The sequence below is a fragment of the Alcaligenes nematophilus genome (assembly GCF_026344155.1).
Classification (GTDB): Bacteria; Pseudomonadota; Gammaproteobacteria; order Burkholderiales; family Burkholderiaceae_B; genus Alcaligenes; species Alcaligenes phenolicus.
Window position 1 is genome coordinate 1 of record NZ_JAPKMZ010000004.1, and the last position, 15,306, is coordinate 15,306.

Below are 15,306 nucleotides of genomic sequence, written 5' to 3' on the forward strand. Positions count from 1 at the left end.
GCTTCAGTTTCGGGGCTTGAACACGCCTGTACAAGTCTTCACCTTCTACTGACCTACTCTTATGAACCCTTTTGTCCTTATCTCCGGCTGCTCTGGTGGCGGCAAATCTACTCTGTTATCCGAGCTGCAGAATCGTGGCTATACGGTTATCCAGGAACCTGGGCGACGTATCGTGCAGGAACAACTGACCAGCGGTGGCTCTGCCCTTCCCTGGCTGGATATGGAGGCCTTCCTGAATGAAGCGATAAAGACCGCGCAAGATGACTATTCCAGCGCTCCGAAAGATGGTGGCTGGGTGTTTTTTGATCGAGGCTTGATTGATGCGGCCGCGGCTTTGCAGGAATTAAAGGGTACGCCACTGCTGGATGACCTCAACAAGACCTGCCCTTATCATTCACAGGTATTTTTAACGCCTCCCTGGCCTGAAATATACGAGGCTGATCCAGAACGTCGTCACGATATGGACGCTGCTTTGCGTGAGTATGAGCGCTTGAAGCGTGTTTATCCCCTACTGGGATACCAAGTGAGCCTGCTGCCCAAAACAAGCGTAGAAAAGCGTGCTGATTTTGTCTTGAAGACGCTAACTCAAGTGTGAGTACTGCTTTGTTATGCAAAGTGTCGATCACTAGAAGGAGCAGGTTCACACGGCTCTGTACTCCGCTTTCGGGCTGTGTTTCACTCCAGACTTTGTCCACAAGCCCCAAAGCATCCAGTACCGCAACAGACACAGTAAAAGCCCCGCATAAAAAAAGAGCCACCAGTCTTAAAACTGACAGCTCTTTTTACTTCATTTAGGCGTCAATCAGCCTTTCAAACCAGGCATCACACGTGTCAACGTGCTTGCAACCGTACGCTCCAGCACATCGACCAGCACAACCGTCTGCTGATCCACTTCGATATTGAGCTTATCGCCCGCCTTGTAGCGGGAGAACGTCGTCTGGCGCAAGGTTTCGGGAATCAGATTGATGGTCACAACACCGTCTTCCACATCCGCCACAGTCAAGCTGCAGCCATTCACGCCCAGAAAACCACGTGGAAACACGTATTTCGCCCAATCTTCCGGCATCTGAAAACGCAGACGGTTACCGGCCTCGGTAATACTCAGTTCCAGCACTTCAGCCGTCGTTGCGATATGGCCAGCCATCACATGGCCGCCAATTTCCTCGTTCAGCTTGGCCGACCGTTCGATATTGACCAGATCACCCGTTTTGAGTGTGCCCAGATTTGTGCGCTCCAGCGTGACGGGAATCGCATCAAAGGTGACTTTAGGGCCGGAGATGCTGGTCACGCTCAGGCATGTGCCTTCCACGCTGACACTGGCACCCAGTTGCAGATCCACCAGCAGCTCGTCAGTGAAGTCAATTTCAAACTCGGTACGGCCCAGCTCGGCCCTGACCGCAGTAAGAGGACGAACTGCTTTAACAATTCCGGTATACATCAGCACGCTCCTTCGCAGAATTCATGCAAAAGACCAACGGCTAATGCAGGGGAGATTTTCAGATTTTTCATTTGAACGCATCCTTGATTAAACAATGCGTCCTCCGGGCAGCAATAAAACACGCCGCTGCCTTGATCACAAGGCAGCGATGCTTCATCTTCTTTCATCCGGACTCTGACCGTCGGCCCAGGTTTCTCACCTGATCTGCTGACCTTTCCCTGGCGGAAAGCGCTCGCGGGCTGGGGAGTAGCTCCCTTACCGCCGGTGGGGAATTTCACCCCGCCCTGAAGACGTTTGCAGTGTAAGACCGGAGCCCAAGTCTAATCAAGCCAGACCCGCGCCCGGTCGCCACGCTTAAGCCTTGCGATGCACGCTCAAGCCTGCAAAGCTTTGCGCCACTGGCATCAACTCGATGTAGTTGACGTTCATATGGGCAGGCGCGCTCATGATCCAGGCAATGGTATTGGCGATATCGTCAGGCGTGAGCGCATCCACGTTCTGGTACAACGCAGCGGCTTTGTCTTTATCGCCCAGACGCACAGTCGAGAAGTCCGTACCGGAACACAGGCCAGGAGCCACGGTAGAAACACGAACTGCGGTACCCGACAGGTCGGCGCGCAGGTTCAGGCCCAGTTGATGCACAAAAGCCTTGGTAGCACCGTACACATTGCCGCCTGCATAAGCGTATTCGCCCGCAGTCGACCCCAAATTAATGATGTGGCCCTGATTGCGTTTGACCATACCCGGCAGCAAAGCGTGCGTAATGTGCAGCAACGCGCTGATATTGGTGGCCACCATGGTGTCCCACTGATCCATCTTGGCGTCTTGCGCCTTGTCCACGCCCAGTGCCAGACCAGCGTTATTGATCAGCACATCAATATTAGGAAAACGAGCTGTCAGATCAGCCAGAACCGCTTCTGCTCGCGCACGATCGGTCAAATCCACGCTGACCGGTACAAAACGCTCGCCCAGCTCGGCGGCCAGGGCATCGAGCTTGTCCTGGCGACGCGCCAGACCCAGCACGGTGTGTCCTTCAGATACCAATTTACGGGCAAGCGCAGCCCCAAACCCTGAGGAGGCCCCGGTGACAACGGCGGTTTTCATAGTGCGATCCCTATACAGCTCGCTGCTCGTTAAGCAGGCGACAATTAAAGCATTAAGGATAGCAAACTTCAGGAACTTCGTAGCCTCTTCACCCTAGGGAAAAAGCGGACAAATCCGTCTATGGAAATGCCCGCTTTTTTCTTGCCCTGGCATCAGGCGGCAGGCCGCTCCAGGCCCAGGTGGCCGCGCAGGGTTGCATGCTCGTATTCCTGACGGAACAGCCCGCGTTTTTGCAGAACCGGAATCACTTGCTCAACAAAGTCACGAATGCCATTGGGCAAGGAAGGCGGCATCAGGTTAAAACCATCCGCGCCTTCGTTGCGCCACCATTGCTCAATCTGATCCGCAATGGACTCCGGCGTACCGACCATGGTGCAGTGACCGCCGCCAGCAGCGATTCGGCCCAGCAACTGGCGCACTGTCGGTTTTTCCATTTCCACAATGCGCAGCATGGTGGCATAGCGCCCTTTGGGGCCTTTGAAGCTTTCCAGGGGCGGCAGTGGTGGCACTGGCGCATCCAGCTCCCAATTCATGCAGTCCTGGCCGACAAACATGCCCAGCTGACGCAAGGATGTCTCGGCGGGTAGCAATTCGTCCAGCTCTTGCTGCTTGCGGCGCGCCTCTTCCATGGTGGAGCCCACATAGGTCACCAAACCCGGCATCACGGGCACATCCACGCCACGGCCCGCTTCACGCACGCGTCGTTTGATATCGCGGTAATAGGATTGGGCCGAGGGCAAATCATAAGCCACAGCGTAAATAGCCTCCGCTTTGCGCGCGGCCAAATCACGGCCTTGCTCAGAAGCACCTGCCTGAAACAGCACCGGCTGGCCTTGTGGCGAACGTGGCAAAGTCAAGGGCCCATCCACCAGGAAGTGATCGCCCTTATGCAGGATCTGGCGAACCTGATCCACTTTGGCGTAATCGCCCTTTCTGTCCATGACCAAAGCACTGTCGCTCCAGGAGTCGAACAGTTGCAATGCGGTATCGACAAACTCTTCAGCCCGCGCATAGCGCCAGGCATGATCGGGCATGGCTTCGTAGCCGTGGTTACGCGCTTCCGAGTCAAACATGGATGTCACCACGTTCCAGCCCATCCGCCCATTGGATACATGATCCAAAGAGCACAACATGCGTGCCGCCACAAACGGCGTGTAGAAGGTACTGGAAACGGTACTGATCAAACCGATACGTTCGGTGGCTCGCGCCAGCGCAGCCATCATGGTCAAGGGTTCGAGGAACCAGCGCGGACCATCGGACACGTTATCGCTGGACTGACCATCGGCAAAGAAAATAGCGTCCAGCTTGCCGCGCTCGGCAATCTGGGTCAGCTCTTCGTAAAACCGAACATCGCCTAAACGTTCAACCTGAGAATCGGGATGGCGCCAGGCTGCTTTGTGATGCCCGCAGCCCATAATGAACAAATTGAAATGCAGCTGTCTCATCCGTTTTTCACCAACCCACCGTCAACAACCAGATTCTGTCCTGTTACGGCACGCGCCCACGGACCGGCGAAGAACAAGGCCGCATCGGCAAATTCCTCGGGCGTGGTCACGCGGCGCAAGGGTGTGCTGGCCGCAATCAAGTCAAACACCGCTTCGGGCGTGGCCGAGGACGCGTCGGTTGTACGCAGCAAACCACCGGAAATCATGTTCACGGTAATCTGATCGGGCCCCAGATCGTGCGACAAGGTGCGTGTCATGGACAACAAGGCCGCCTTGGCCGCAGTGTAATCGTGGTAAGGCACCACGGGGTTCTGAAACAGGTTCGTGCCGATATTGATAATGCGGCCAAAACCGGCCTGTTTCATGCCAGGCAGGGCGGCCTGTGTAGTGTTCAAGGCACCGCCCACAATGCCTTCCAGCTGCTGGTTCAGCTGCGTCCACGTCAAGGTATCGGCATGGGGACGGGCATCGCCATTGAAGGAGAACTCGGGCAAGGCGTTATTGACGACGGTAGTGATGGGCTGGTCAAAGTGCGCCTGCGCCTTGGCAAACAAGGCTTGTACCGAAGCCGCATCCGTCACGTCCGCTTGCACGGCCAGACATTGCTGCGGAAATTCGTCCGCCAGCGCCTGAGCGGCTGCTTCACTTTTCAGGTAATTGATCACAACTTTTGCGCCCTGGCCTGCAAAGGCGCGTACCAGGCAAGCCCCCAGGCCGCGTGCGCCGCCGGTGACCAGAACAAGTTGTTGAGAGAGTTCCGAGACGTGTTCCACAGACATGACATTCCTTGCAAGATTTCGGCGAGGATGTCGACCTGCTTGAGACGCAGGGCCATGGATTCGGACATCCCTTCGCCAGTATGAGCTGGATCAGGTTCGACGGGTTTTATCTCAGCCCTTCCCAAGAAGGACACCCCGTGCCGCAGGCAGACCATAGCATAAATCGGACTCAACCGTATTATTGACATTTGAAAGAAGCTCTCCTACTCTTCTAGCCTGTTCCTGGGGGAGTCCTTAACGGGCTGAGACTCCGCATTCAAGCGGTAACCCTTAGAACCTGATCCGGATCATGCCGGCGAAGGGAAAGGAAACGCGGCCTGGCAGCCTGCCCGCTCTTGTCTGAGCGGCGCATTCACAAGCTCACACGCCCCATTTCAATCCCTCCATTTTTCTGCGCCCTGCTCTGGCACCCTGCCAGACTGGCCGGTTTGTGCCTGTTCAAACAGGCTTTTGGGGAGATCTCATGCTGGACCAAAGTGCCACCCTCCTGTGGCTCATCGTTTTTTCCGCCGCTTTTGCCTTGGCCGGGGTGCTGTACGCCCGCCACTACAACAGTTCCCTGGAAGACTTTGTGGTGGCTCGCAACAGCCAAAGCTCGGTCGCTACCATTCTGACTTTATTGGCCTCCTCGCTGGGTGCCTGGATTCTGTTTTCGCCCGCACAGGCAGCCAGCTGGGGCGGTTTAAGCGCTGTCATCGGCTATGCCATTGGCTCCATGTCGCCCCGTCTGGCCATGATTCCACTCGGCAAGCGCATGCGCGAATTGCTGCCTCGCGGCCATAGCCTGAGCGAGTTTGTCATCGCCCGCTACGGTCGTCCCATGTATGCGCTGACCCTGGTCATCATGCTGTTTTACATGTTCATCTCCATGACGGCAGAAATCACCGCCATGTCCAAGATGATCACCTTGATTGCCCCGATTCCTTTATGGGTCACGGCCAGCATTGTGTTGCTGGCTACGCTGATCTACACCTCTTACGGCGGGCTGCGCGCGTCCATCTTCACCGACAAGGTGCAGATGTTTGTGATTCTGCCCATGCTGTTCCTGATCGTGATGTTCGGCTGGCAGGCGGTGGGCGGCCCGGTACAGTTGTTTGACAGCGTGAAACTGGAAGCCCCACGCCTGATCGAGCTTAGCGATCCCGTAGGCGTGAAGGCTGGCCTGACGTTCTTTGTCGCCATCTTGCTGACCGGCCTGTTTCACCAAGGTAACTGGCAACGTATCTATGCCGCCAAAGACACCAAGTCCATGCGTCGCGGCTTTTTGTTGGGCGGCTTGTTTGTAGCACCTTTCATTTTTCTGATGGGCCTGTTTGGCCTGGCATTTGTCGGTCTGGGCTCGCCCGGTGACAGCTCCGTGGCCTTGTTCAATGTAATTTTGCCGCACGTGCCTGTCTGGTTCCTGGTGCTGCTGATTCCGTTAGGCCTGTCCCTGGTCATGAGCAGTGCCGATACCGCAATCAGCGCTGTCTCCAGCCTGATTGCCGTGGACTTGAGCCGCATCATGCCGCATCGCAACACTACTCAAATGATGAGCCTGGCGCGTTCCCTGATCTGGATTTGCTCCATCCCTGTGCTCTACGCCTCCTCGCAAGGCTTTAGCGTGCTGTACTTGTTCCTGCTGGCGGACTTGCTGTGCTCGGCAGCGGCCTTCCCGGTTTTCTTTGGCCTTTACAGCCGCCGCTACGATGGCTTTACGGCCACCATCAGCACCATCGGTGGTCTGGTCGCCGGTCTGGCCGTATTCCCGCGCCCCAATGGTCCTATGGATTACTTGCTGGAGTCCTTCCTGCTGGCCGCGATTGTGCCGGTAGTGATCAGTGTTCTGGTCATGCCCTTGCGTCGTCACCTGCCCAAGTTCGATCTAGGCTCTCTGGCTTCCTCCACGCGCGTACTGGACTAAGTCAGACGCGTTGAGTTTCGGCTCAAAACAAAAACCCCGGTTTGTATGTTGCAAACCGGGGTTTTGTTTTAAAGGCTTATGGGACGGGGCTTTCAGGCTGTGCTTGGGGAGTCTGCACAATAATTTCAACCCGTCGATTCGTCGCACGGCCTTGCGAGGTGCCGTTATCCCCCAAAGGCCGGGTATCGGCATAACCGACAGCGCTCAGTCGCTGGCTGCCAATTCCGTTGGCTTCCATATAACGCACCACACTACCGGCACGCGCACCTGATAGTTCCCAGTTGGATGGGTAGCGATAACTACGAATCGGCACCGAGTCCGTATGACCTTCAATCACAATAGGATGGGTGGATTTCTGCAGTACGGCAGCCAGTTGGCGTAATACCGTCAAACCTTCCAGCCCCAGATCCGCACCGCCCGAGTTAAACAGAATTTCGCTATTGATACGAAAGCTCACGGATTGGTCGTTCATGACCACATCAATATTGTCGCCCAATCCGTCCAGATCCAGACCGTGATTGCCTTTGCCTTGTCCTTCACCCTGACCAGAGTCCGGGAAGAGGCCTGCCCCAGCAGGCAGCAAGCCGGCTCCGTCCTTGCCTGCTTGCGCCACGACCGTAGCCCCTCCCTGCCCTTGTCCCTGCGCCGCCGTTTGTGCCCGCTTACCCGCAAAGGACAGCATCACAATCATCAAGACCAGCAACAAGGTCATCATGTCCAGATACGTGGTCAACCAGGCTTCTTCTTCCTCGGGCACCGCCAGCCCTGGATCATTCCAGGGGCGGCTACGACGACTGCCCAGATTGCTGGCCAGTTGTTGTTCGATTTTGGCGCCGCGAGCTTGCTCCAGTTCCTTTTGCAAGGCTTTCTGGCGGTCAGCAAGTTCACCCAAAGTCAGGTCCTGCTCCATGTTTCCCATGGGATCAGCCCCGTTCCGGAGCCGGATCCGCATCATCGTCGCGGCCGCCCCGGTCATTGATCTCGTCCTGATACTGAGCCATGAAGGAGTTCAGCGTCTCACGCATCAAGGCCGGGCCACGGCGCTGGCTCATCATGGACACACCTTGCATGATCATGTTCATCAGAACCACACGCTGTTCGGTACGACGCTCCAGCTTCACCGCCACGGGCTTGAAGACCAGATTGGACAGCAGCACGCCGTAGAACGTCGTCATCAAGGCCAGAGCCATTTGCTGACCAATAGACGTAATGTCGCCATCGCCCAGCAAAAACATCAGGTTGACCAGGCCAATCAGCGTGCCGACCATACCGAAGGCGGGCGCAAAGCTGGCCATCAAACGGAACAATTGCGCTTCTGCATGTTCACGAGCACGCAAACGGCTGATACGCCATTGCAAAAGGTCTTCAATATCTTCCTGGGGTGCCCGATCAATCACCAGCTGAACGCCGGTTTTCAGAAAAGGGTTGGCCACTTTTTCCAGCGCCTCTTCCACCGCGCGAATATCCCCCATCATCCACAGGCGGGAGATATTGATCAGCTCGTCCATATCCTGCTGGGTGTACAGGCGTTCATTGCGCAGCACGGTGCCGATCAGACCAAAAATACGGACAACTTCGCTTAAGGGATAACTGATGAACGTCGCGGCCAAGGTACCTACCAGCACCACGGCCAGACTGGGCAGGTCCACAAACAAGGCGGGGTTTTCTGCCGTAAAAAACAAGATCACGGCAAACAGCAGCACGCTGGCTACGATGCCGATCAGAGTAGAGGGGTTCATGCACAAGTCCTGGTTATGGCCCGATGGGCATCAGGACTACATATCGGCAGTACGGCAGGTTTCTTTAGGCCTGGACTTTGAGGTGGATCAAGTACAAGAGTAATTAAATCGTTTATTGGGAAACCGCCTTATTTCAGGCTAGCGCTGGTAATTCACCCGTATCGAGGCCTGCACACGCACAGGCTCTGTGCTGCCCGCCCAGCTCCACACCTCATGCACCAGCACAAAGCCAAGACGCGCATCTTGACCGGCAAAGGCCCTGGTACTTAATACCGAACCATTCATGTCCACACAGGAGCCGCCTTGCAAGCACAAACGGCTTTTCAGAATGGCGCGCCCATTGTGGTGATAACTGACTTCCACCTTGCCTATGCTTGAAGCCTGTGCTCGCACCGCCTCTGCAGGCAGGAAGCTTTGCTGGGTGCTGGGCGAGCTGGTGGTGATGGCATTGCTAAGCTGTTCCCCGTCCCAGGCCAAGGAGGCAGCATGACTGGCCAGCGGTAATGAAGCCAGGACCATAGAAAGCAGGAATCGATTTAAAAAACTGTTTATAAAAACAGGTTTTTTATTATTTTGGACTTTCAGAAAAAACATAAGCTGTGTTTTTATACAGATAAAAATAAGTTTCTTAATGATACCGCGCAGACATCTTAATTTTTTTTTAACTTTGAGCCGTAAGATACTAATATAAAGAGGATTTTTTCTGGTAGCATAAGCGCATAAATTCTCTCCGCCCTTCTGTTTCTCGCCTACCGGGAACTGAAAAATGCCTCAGACCAGAACAAATAAATTCATTCGACGTGCGCTATGTGTTTTATTTTTAGCGCCTTTTTCGATTTCGTCCTTTGCGCAGACACTGGCGCTGGCCGAGCCATCCACACTGGATGAAGCCACAGCCGCCATCAGCTACAACGTGCCGCATCTGGTTTTCGAGAAAAACCTGCAGCCTATCAGCTATAGCGAGAACGATAGCCGCCGCGCGCTTAATGCCCTTAAACACGACGCCCTGATCCAGCACGCGGCCCTGCGTTCGGAAATTGCCTTTGTGCAGGATCTGGAATCGTCTACTGTGCTGTACCAGAAAAACAGCGACGCCGTTCGTCCCATTGCCTCCATCTCCAAGCTGATGACAGCCCTGGTCGTGGCTGAATCCGGCCTGCCCATGGATGAAATGCTGGAGATCATCGACGAAGATGTGGACCGCGTCAAATACTCCAGCTCGCGTCTTAGCGTTGGCTCCAAACTGAGCCGTGCCGACATGATGCATCTGGCCCTGATGTCGTCGGAAAACCGGGCTGCCCACGCATTGGGGCGCAGCTATCCCGGTGGCTTGTCTGCTTTTGTGCGCGCCATGAATGACAAGGCACGTGCCTTGGGTATGCGTAATACGCGTTTTGTAGAGCCTACCGGCTTGTCCAGCGACAACGTGTCCAGCCCGCGTGATTTGGTCAAGTTACTGACGGCCACCAGCCAGCATGCCCGTATCCAGCAATACACCACGAATGATCAGTACTCCGTGCAGCCTGTACGCGGTCGCCAACTGGTGTTCAACAATACCAATCGTTTGGTGAAAAACGCCAATTGGGATATTCAGGTCTCCAAAACCGGCTTCATCAACGAAGCGGGCGAATGCCTGGTGATGCTGACCAAGATCGAAGATCGTGAAGTGGCTATTGTGCTGCTGAACTCCTCGGGACGTTACTCGCGTATCGGTGACGCCGTACGTATCCGCGATCTGGTTGAAAAATCCAACGGCCTGGCCATGCTGTAAGACGCCCTTCGTGCCCCAGCTCAAACTGCTTGAAGACTTCGTAACCCTGGCTCGTGCGGGCAGTTTTGTTCGGGCAGCAGAGCAACGCCACGTCACACATCCAGCATTTGGACGCCGCATTCGGGCCTTGGAAACATGGGTAGGCACACCCTTGGTGGAGCGCAGCAGCCTGCCCATCACGCTAACGCCGGAAGGACAGGTGTTTTACAACACGGCCAATCAAGTGCTGGAACAACTGAACCGCGTTCGCCGGCAATTGCAGGCCTCGGATCAAGCCGGACAAGGCAGCTTGCGCATTGCTACCGGCCGTAGCCTGGCACGCACCTTAGTCACGGACTGGGTCAGCCGTCTGCAAAAAGGCAGCCACGCCCCTTTGTCGGCCCATGTGCCTATCGACATCAGCACCGGCATGATGGCCGATATGGCCAAGCTGTTGGCCCAAGGCAAAACCGACTTTCTGTGCTGTTATGAACACCCGGCCTTGTCAATTGAACTGCTGGCCGAGCAAGTGACGTATATGACCATCGCCACTGACAAATTGGTGCCTACCTGTCAGCGCCGCAAGAACGGCACACCTTTATATGAACTCAATGCCGATAGCGGACGCAGCATTCCTTTGATTTCATATTCAGGCGGCCTGGCCATGGCCCGCATTCTGGGCGACAAGCTGCACCACTTTCCCTATCCCCTGGTCAGCACGGTGCGTTGTGATTCGCTGGATACGGCAATGGGCTCGGTATTGAAAGGCATGGGCGTAGCCTGGTTACCCCTGTCCATGATTGCCAATGAATGTCGTCGCGGCACGCTGGTGCAATTGGGCGGCAAAGGCGACGAGATTGCCTTTGAAGTTCGTCTGTATCGCTCCCGAGCCCCGCTCTCGGATCTGGCAGAGTCCGTCTGGGCCTTCACCCAGCAGGGGCGATAAACACACAAGCAACCGAAAAAGCACGCCTATGTGCCGTAACGGCACATCGCAAGTAGCCGCAGCAGACACAATACCCTTTCATAACTAAGGATAAACAGGCCCGCAGCGCGCACACTGACCGCTGCTTGGAAACCTATCCATTGAACGGGGAGCACATCATGTCTTTTTCTTTTCCCAAGCGCAGCTTGGTTCTTGGCATTCTGGGCGCCTGTAGCCTCTTGCAAGCCTCAATCAGCCACGCCGACACCTACCCCTCACGCAGCCTGACTCTGGTCGTGGGTTATCCCGCCGGAGGCAGCGTGGATCTGACTGCCCGCCTGTTAGCTGAAGAGCTGAGCAGCCGTTTGGGCCAAAGCGTCGTCGTGGAAAACGCAGGCGGTGCTGGTGGCACCATTGGTGCTCAACGCGTGCAACGTGCGGCTGCCGACGGCTATACCCTGCTGCTGGGTTCTACCAACGAGATGATCATCGCTGGCATGATCAACAAAGCCGTGCGCTACGACGGGCAAAAAGACTTCACGCCTATTGGCATGATTGCCTCCCAGCCCTTGTTGCTGGCAGCCTCCAAAGAGTCCGGTATTCGCTCCGCGGCAGACTATGCGCAAAAGCTGCGGGCGGCCAAACCGGAAGCCTTCAGCTTTGGTTCCTCCGGCGTAGGTACTACCTTGCACCTGGCCGGTGAAATGGTGAACGCCTCGACCGGCACCACCGCCATGCACGTGCCCTACCGTGGCGTCCCACCCCTAGTTTCGGATTTGATGAGCGGTCAACTGGATACGGCTTACCTTGTGTTGTCCTCGGGCCTGTCGCAAGCTCGCGCAGGCGCCATCGTGCCTTTGGGCATTACCGAAACCCATGCCTCTCCTGCTGCCCCGGAGATCCCGCCGCTGGCCGATACGCCCGGCTTTGAAAAGGTCGACATCAACGTCTGGTTTGGTTTGTATGGCCCCAAGGATTTGCCTGAATCCGTCACCAGCACCTTGCGTCAGGCTCTGGACAGCAGCCTGCAATCGGCCAACTTGCAAGAGAAAATGCAATCCAATGGAGCCACGCTTTACGCCCCCGGCATGAACGCGGCAGAGTTCCAGGCCAAAGAGGTCGACAAATATGCTCGTCTGGTCGAACTGGCCAAGCTGCAAGCCGAATAAAACACATGGGCCCCGGCTAGCTGCTGGGGCGCTGGAGTCTTTCCATGCAATTTTCTCTTTCCTTGCCTGACATTCAAGAAGAGCGTCAGGGCAATACCGGTGTCCCTGGAATCTGGTGCCTGGACTCGGGCGAAGCGGGCCGTACCGTAATGATCAGCGCCCTGATTCATGGCAACGAACTTTGTGGGGCCTGGGCCTTGAAAGCCGTGTTGGCCAGTGGCCTGAAGCCCCGTCGTGGCAAGCTGATTCTGGCCTTTTGCAATTTGGACGCCTTTGATCGCTTTGATCCTGAGCAGCACGATGCCAGCCGCTACGTGGACGAAGATATGAACCGCGTCTGGAGCGATCAGAAGCTGGCTCAAACACAGACACAAGAGCAGCGCCGTGCACGAGCGATTTTGCCTTGGCTGGAACAAGCCGACTGGTTGCTGGACCTGCACTCCATGCATGAACCCAGCGCCCCCTTGTTATTGACTGGCACCTTGGCACGCAATATCGAGCTGGCCCGTACTCTGGGCGCTCCCGAGCATGTGATTGTGGATAGCGGCCATAAGGACGGCGTACGCATGCGCGATTACGGTCGATTCTCGGACGCTGAAGCCCATGAAGCGCGCTCCTTACTATTGGAATGCGGCTTTCATGGCGATCCTGATACACCGGCAATCGCACTGGACCTGATTGCCCGCTTTCTGCTCGCCTCCGAGATTGTGGAAAAAGAGGATTTGCCCTCGGACTGGCGTCGAGCGTCTCCCGATACGCAACGCGTTCTGCAAGTCACCCATGCGATTGTCGCCCCTTCCATGCAAGTCAGTTTCGATCAGAACTGGCAAGGCCTGGAAACCTTGGCCGATGCAGGCACGGCGATCGGCCAAGCTGATGGTCAAGCTTTGCTGACGCCCTACGATAACTGCACCTTGGTCATGCCTTCGCTGCGCCAGCTACGTCCGGGTGTCACCGTCGTACGTCTGGCCCAAAACTACGACGCCCTTTCCTGGACGCTTTAAACCTGGTGCCCATGACCGGAACACCCAGCCTGAAGTGACATTCTCAATCCCGAGAAAAAAAGCGGAACTTGGCGGTACTTTGGCTACCAAAGCCTGCATAGCCATCCTACAATCGGCACATGTGCATCGCTTATATCGCCGTCGGAGTTAATGCGGATTGGCCGCTGATTATTGCTGCCAATCGCGACGAGTATCATGCTCGCCCCAGCCAAGCGGCTCAACCTTGGCGGGACGAGCCCGATATTCTGGCGGGTCGGGACCTGCAAGCCGGGGGCACCTGGCTGGGCCTGACACAAAGCCGTGGACGGCTGGCCTTGCTGACCAATTACCGCGAAGCCCCCAGCAACAAAAACAGCAAGCAACGCTCACGCGGCGAACTGATCCCCCAGTTTCTAAGAGACGAGCGCAGTCCCGCTGACTATCTGGAACAACTCGCCCAGGAAGGAGCCGATTACGCAGGCTTCAATCTTTTTGTGCTGGAATGGCCGGACAAGCAACAGCCTTTACGCATGGGCTATTACAGCAACCGTCATCCCAGTGGCAGCCCGCACATGCTGGAACCAGGCGTACATGTTCTGAGCAATGCCTGGCTTAATACACCTTGGCCCAAAAGCCTGTTCCTGAAAGAAACCCTGCAGGCACAGCATTTTGATGGCTCGCCACCAGCGGTAGAAGGCTTGTTTCAGGGTTTACGCAATCAGGAAGTCGCAGCCGATGCCGACTTGCCCCAAACCGGCTTAAGTCTTGAGCACGAACGCTTGTTAAGCAGCCCGTTTATTGTCAGCCCCAATTACGGCACTCGCTGCACCACCGTCATCACTATTAATCAGCGCGGACATGGAATGCTGCGTGAACGCAGTTTCAATCCGCAGGCAGAACCGACCCGTCAGCATGACTGGCCTTTGTTGTGGCCCAGCTTTCATCCTGACAGCCAGCCCCACCCCTCTCATAACAGCAACAGGGCCCCTGAGGGCCCGCTTAGCCACCTTACTTCAAGCAAGGAAACCTCATGAGTCCTCGTCTTTCATTGATCGGCATTGCCATGTCGCTGGCCTTATTGAGCAGCCCCATTGTGCACGCCCAGGAACTGCCCCCCAGCCAGTATTACGGTTCAACCGAATACATCAGCGGCGGCATAGGTAGTGATGAAGCCCAACTGTTTCGCATGGTGCGCAACACCTTTCCCTTGTCCGTGAACTTTTCAGCCAACCAGGGTGAGCGCGTCGGCTATATCTCCGATGTGCAGCTGGTTATCCGTAACAGCAACGACCAAACCGTGCTGAACAGCCTGATCGACGGCCCCTACTGCCTGATCCGTCTTGGCCCCGGCAATTACAAGGTATTTGCCACTTACCAGGGCCAGACCCAGGAGCGTCAGGCCACTATTGTTGAAGGTCAGCCCCGCGAACTGAACTTCACCTGGAAGTAGGATAGTTACGCTGATACGTATCCAGGCCCATGGCCTGGATTTGTTCCTCAATCAACTGCTCGAAGGGCCGGAGCAAAGGGCTGAAATCCCGCTCCGGCTCCATAATCTGCATCAGCCGGACAATTGCTTCCAAGGTCGACACAGCCTGCGGGTCGGGCGCTTTACGCAGTCTGTAGCGCGACGCCTGTCCTTCAGGCAATACCCAATACGGCAGGGCTTGCAAAACCGGATTGCTGTGCAAGATCAGGCGTGCCTTGCGCCAGGTGCCATCTGGCACCACGATCAGATCCGGCTTCTCCCCTGGGCCTGTTGAGCCCGCCACCTTGGCTTCTGGTCCCGGAAACAGCAAAACAGGACGATGCGCCTGTGCCAGCCGGGCCTCCAGCCCAGCAAACTGTTCTCCCACCCATAGCTCTGTCCCCTTCAAACCCAAATACGCCAAGCGCGCAGTATTAAGCGCATGCCGGGCTTCGGAATGGTGCTGCAAAATCAGCACAGGACACGCCGCTTCTATCGAAGGGATCAAGGGACACAAGCAACGAGCCAAGGGCCGCTGACACTGTGCACAGCGGCCTGGTCGGGTAGAAGGGGAAGAATTCATGCGAGAGCGCCAAACAGAAG

General features: G+C 56.1%; 17 protein-coding genes and 3 riboswitches. Of the genes, 8 read left to right on the forward strand and 9 right to left on the reverse strand.

Annotated features, from left to right (window positions below; translation table 11 throughout):
* The first annotated feature begins 61 nt into the window (after positions 1–61).
* Positions 62–595 carry an AAA family ATPase gene (locus tag OSH04_RS11235; protein ID WP_266108478.1) on the forward strand — a complete coding sequence of 178 codons (534 nt, stop codon included), beginning with the start codon at positions 62–64 and terminating at the stop codon, positions 593–595.
* A 207-nt stretch (positions 596–802) separates the two neighbouring features.
* Here the strand turns inward: OSH04_RS11235 and OSH04_RS11240 are convergent, their stop codons facing one another.
* From OSH04_RS11240 to OSH04_RS11260, 5 genes are all read right to left on the reverse strand, one after another.
* Positions 803–1,438: a riboflavin synthase subunit alpha gene (locus tag OSH04_RS11240; protein ID WP_266108479.1), complete on the reverse strand. Its 636-nt coding sequence runs from the start codon at positions 1,436–1,438 to the stop codon at positions 803–805.
* The gene (locus tag OSH04_RS11245) at positions 1,438–1,605 is read right to left on the reverse strand and encodes a hypothetical protein (RefSeq protein ID WP_181900152.1); all 168 of its coding nucleotides are present in this window, start codon (positions 1,603–1,605) and stop codon (positions 1,438–1,440) included. The genes OSH04_RS11240 and OSH04_RS11245 overlap by 1 nt, the downstream gene beginning before the upstream one ends.
* Positions 1,590–1,734, reverse strand: a riboswitch (FMN riboswitch). It overlaps the preceding gene by 16 nt.
* Before the next feature lie 58 nt (positions 1,735–1,792).
* Positions 1,793–2,542: an SDR family NAD(P)-dependent oxidoreductase gene (locus OSH04_RS11250; protein WP_266108480.1), complete on the reverse strand. Its 750-nt coding sequence runs from the start codon at positions 2,540–2,542 to the stop codon at positions 1,793–1,795.
* Between the two features lie 152 nt (positions 2,543–2,694).
* Positions 2,695–3,987 carry an LLM class flavin-dependent oxidoreductase gene (locus OSH04_RS11255; protein ID WP_035273191.1) on the reverse strand — a complete coding sequence of 431 codons (1,293 nt, stop codon included), beginning with the start codon at positions 3,985–3,987 and terminating at the stop codon, positions 2,695–2,697.
* Positions 3,984–4,766: a 3-oxoacyl-ACP reductase gene (locus OSH04_RS11260; protein WP_266108481.1), complete on the reverse strand. Its 783-nt coding sequence runs from the start codon at positions 4,764–4,766 to the stop codon at positions 3,984–3,986. Before OSH04_RS11260 ends, OSH04_RS11255 begins: the two co-directional genes overlap by 4 nt.
* A 50-nt stretch (positions 4,767–4,816) precedes the next feature.
* Positions 4,817–4,914, reverse strand: a riboswitch (TPP riboswitch).
* A 66-nt stretch (positions 4,915–4,980) separates the two neighbouring features.
* Positions 4,981–5,088: riboswitch (TPP riboswitch) on the forward strand.
* Between the two features lie 141 nt (positions 5,089–5,229).
* Between OSH04_RS11260 and OSH04_RS11265 the strand changes: the two genes are divergently transcribed.
* Positions 5,230–6,669 carry a sodium:solute symporter family protein gene (locus OSH04_RS11265; RefSeq protein ID WP_266108482.1) on the forward strand — a complete coding sequence of 480 codons (1,440 nt, stop codon included), beginning with the start codon at positions 5,230–5,232 and terminating at the stop codon, positions 6,667–6,669.
* A gap of 76 nt (positions 6,670–6,745) precedes the next feature.
* Here the strand turns inward: OSH04_RS11265 and OSH04_RS11270 are convergent, their stop codons facing one another.
* The 3 genes from OSH04_RS11270 to OSH04_RS11280 form a co-directional block, all read right to left on the reverse strand.
* A complete protein-coding gene (locus OSH04_RS11270) occupies positions 6,746–7,588 on the reverse strand; it encodes an OmpA/MotB family protein (protein ID WP_266108483.1) in 843 nt (280 codons plus the stop codon).
* A gap of 4 nt (positions 7,589–7,592) precedes the next feature.
* Positions 7,593–8,408 carry a motility protein A gene (locus OSH04_RS11275; protein WP_009454185.1) on the reverse strand — a complete coding sequence of 272 codons (816 nt, stop codon included), beginning with the start codon at positions 8,406–8,408 and terminating at the stop codon, positions 7,593–7,595.
* 138 nt (positions 8,409–8,546) lie between these two features.
* Entirely contained in the window at positions 8,547–8,927 is a 381-nt protein-coding gene (locus OSH04_RS11280) for a flagellar protein FlhE (protein ID WP_266108484.1), read from the reverse strand.
* A 247-nt stretch (positions 8,928–9,174) separates the two neighbouring features.
* On the opposite strand from OSH04_RS11280, the gene pbpG reads away from it, so the two are divergent.
* The 6 genes from pbpG (at position 9,175) to OSH04_RS11310 (ending at position 14,685) form a co-directional block, all read left to right on the forward strand.
* A complete protein-coding gene (pbpG, locus tag OSH04_RS11285) occupies positions 9,175–10,179 on the forward strand; it encodes a D-alanyl-D-alanine endopeptidase (protein WP_088452837.1) in 1,005 nt (334 codons plus the stop codon).
* 10 nt (positions 10,180–10,189) lie between these two features.
* Positions 10,190–11,104, forward strand: coding sequence for a LysR family transcriptional regulator (locus OSH04_RS11290; RefSeq protein WP_035273204.1), 915 nt, complete (start codon positions 10,190–10,192; stop codon positions 11,102–11,104).
* Positions 11,105–11,262: 158 nt separating this feature from the next.
* Positions 11,263–12,252, forward strand: a complete 990-nt coding sequence (locus OSH04_RS11295) for a Bug family tripartite tricarboxylate transporter substrate binding protein (RefSeq protein ID WP_021446611.1) — start codon at positions 11,263–11,265, stop codon at positions 12,250–12,252.
* A gap of 44 nt (positions 12,253–12,296) precedes the next feature.
* The gene (locus OSH04_RS11300) at positions 12,297–13,256 is read left to right on the forward strand and encodes a M14 family metallopeptidase (protein WP_266108485.1); all 960 of its coding nucleotides are present in this window, start codon (positions 12,297–12,299) and stop codon (positions 13,254–13,256) included.
* Between the two features lie 119 nt (positions 13,257–13,375).
* The gene (locus tag OSH04_RS11305) at positions 13,376–14,269 is read left to right on the forward strand and encodes an NRDE family protein (protein WP_060185028.1); all 894 of its coding nucleotides are present in this window, start codon (positions 13,376–13,378) and stop codon (positions 14,267–14,269) included.
* The gene (locus OSH04_RS11310; protein WP_009454198.1) at positions 14,266–14,685 is read left to right on the forward strand and encodes a carboxypeptidase-like regulatory domain-containing protein; all 420 of its coding nucleotides are present in this window, start codon (positions 14,266–14,268) and stop codon (positions 14,683–14,685) included. The genes OSH04_RS11305 and OSH04_RS11310 overlap by 4 nt, the downstream gene beginning before the upstream one ends.
* Here OSH04_RS11310 and OSH04_RS11315 read toward each other — a convergent pair.
* Entirely contained in the window at positions 14,672–15,286 is a 615-nt protein-coding gene (locus OSH04_RS11315) for a tRNA-uridine aminocarboxypropyltransferase (RefSeq protein WP_039941207.1), read from the reverse strand. The genes OSH04_RS11310 and OSH04_RS11315 overlap by 14 nt on opposite strands.
* Positions 15,287–15,306: the final 20 nt, after the last annotated feature.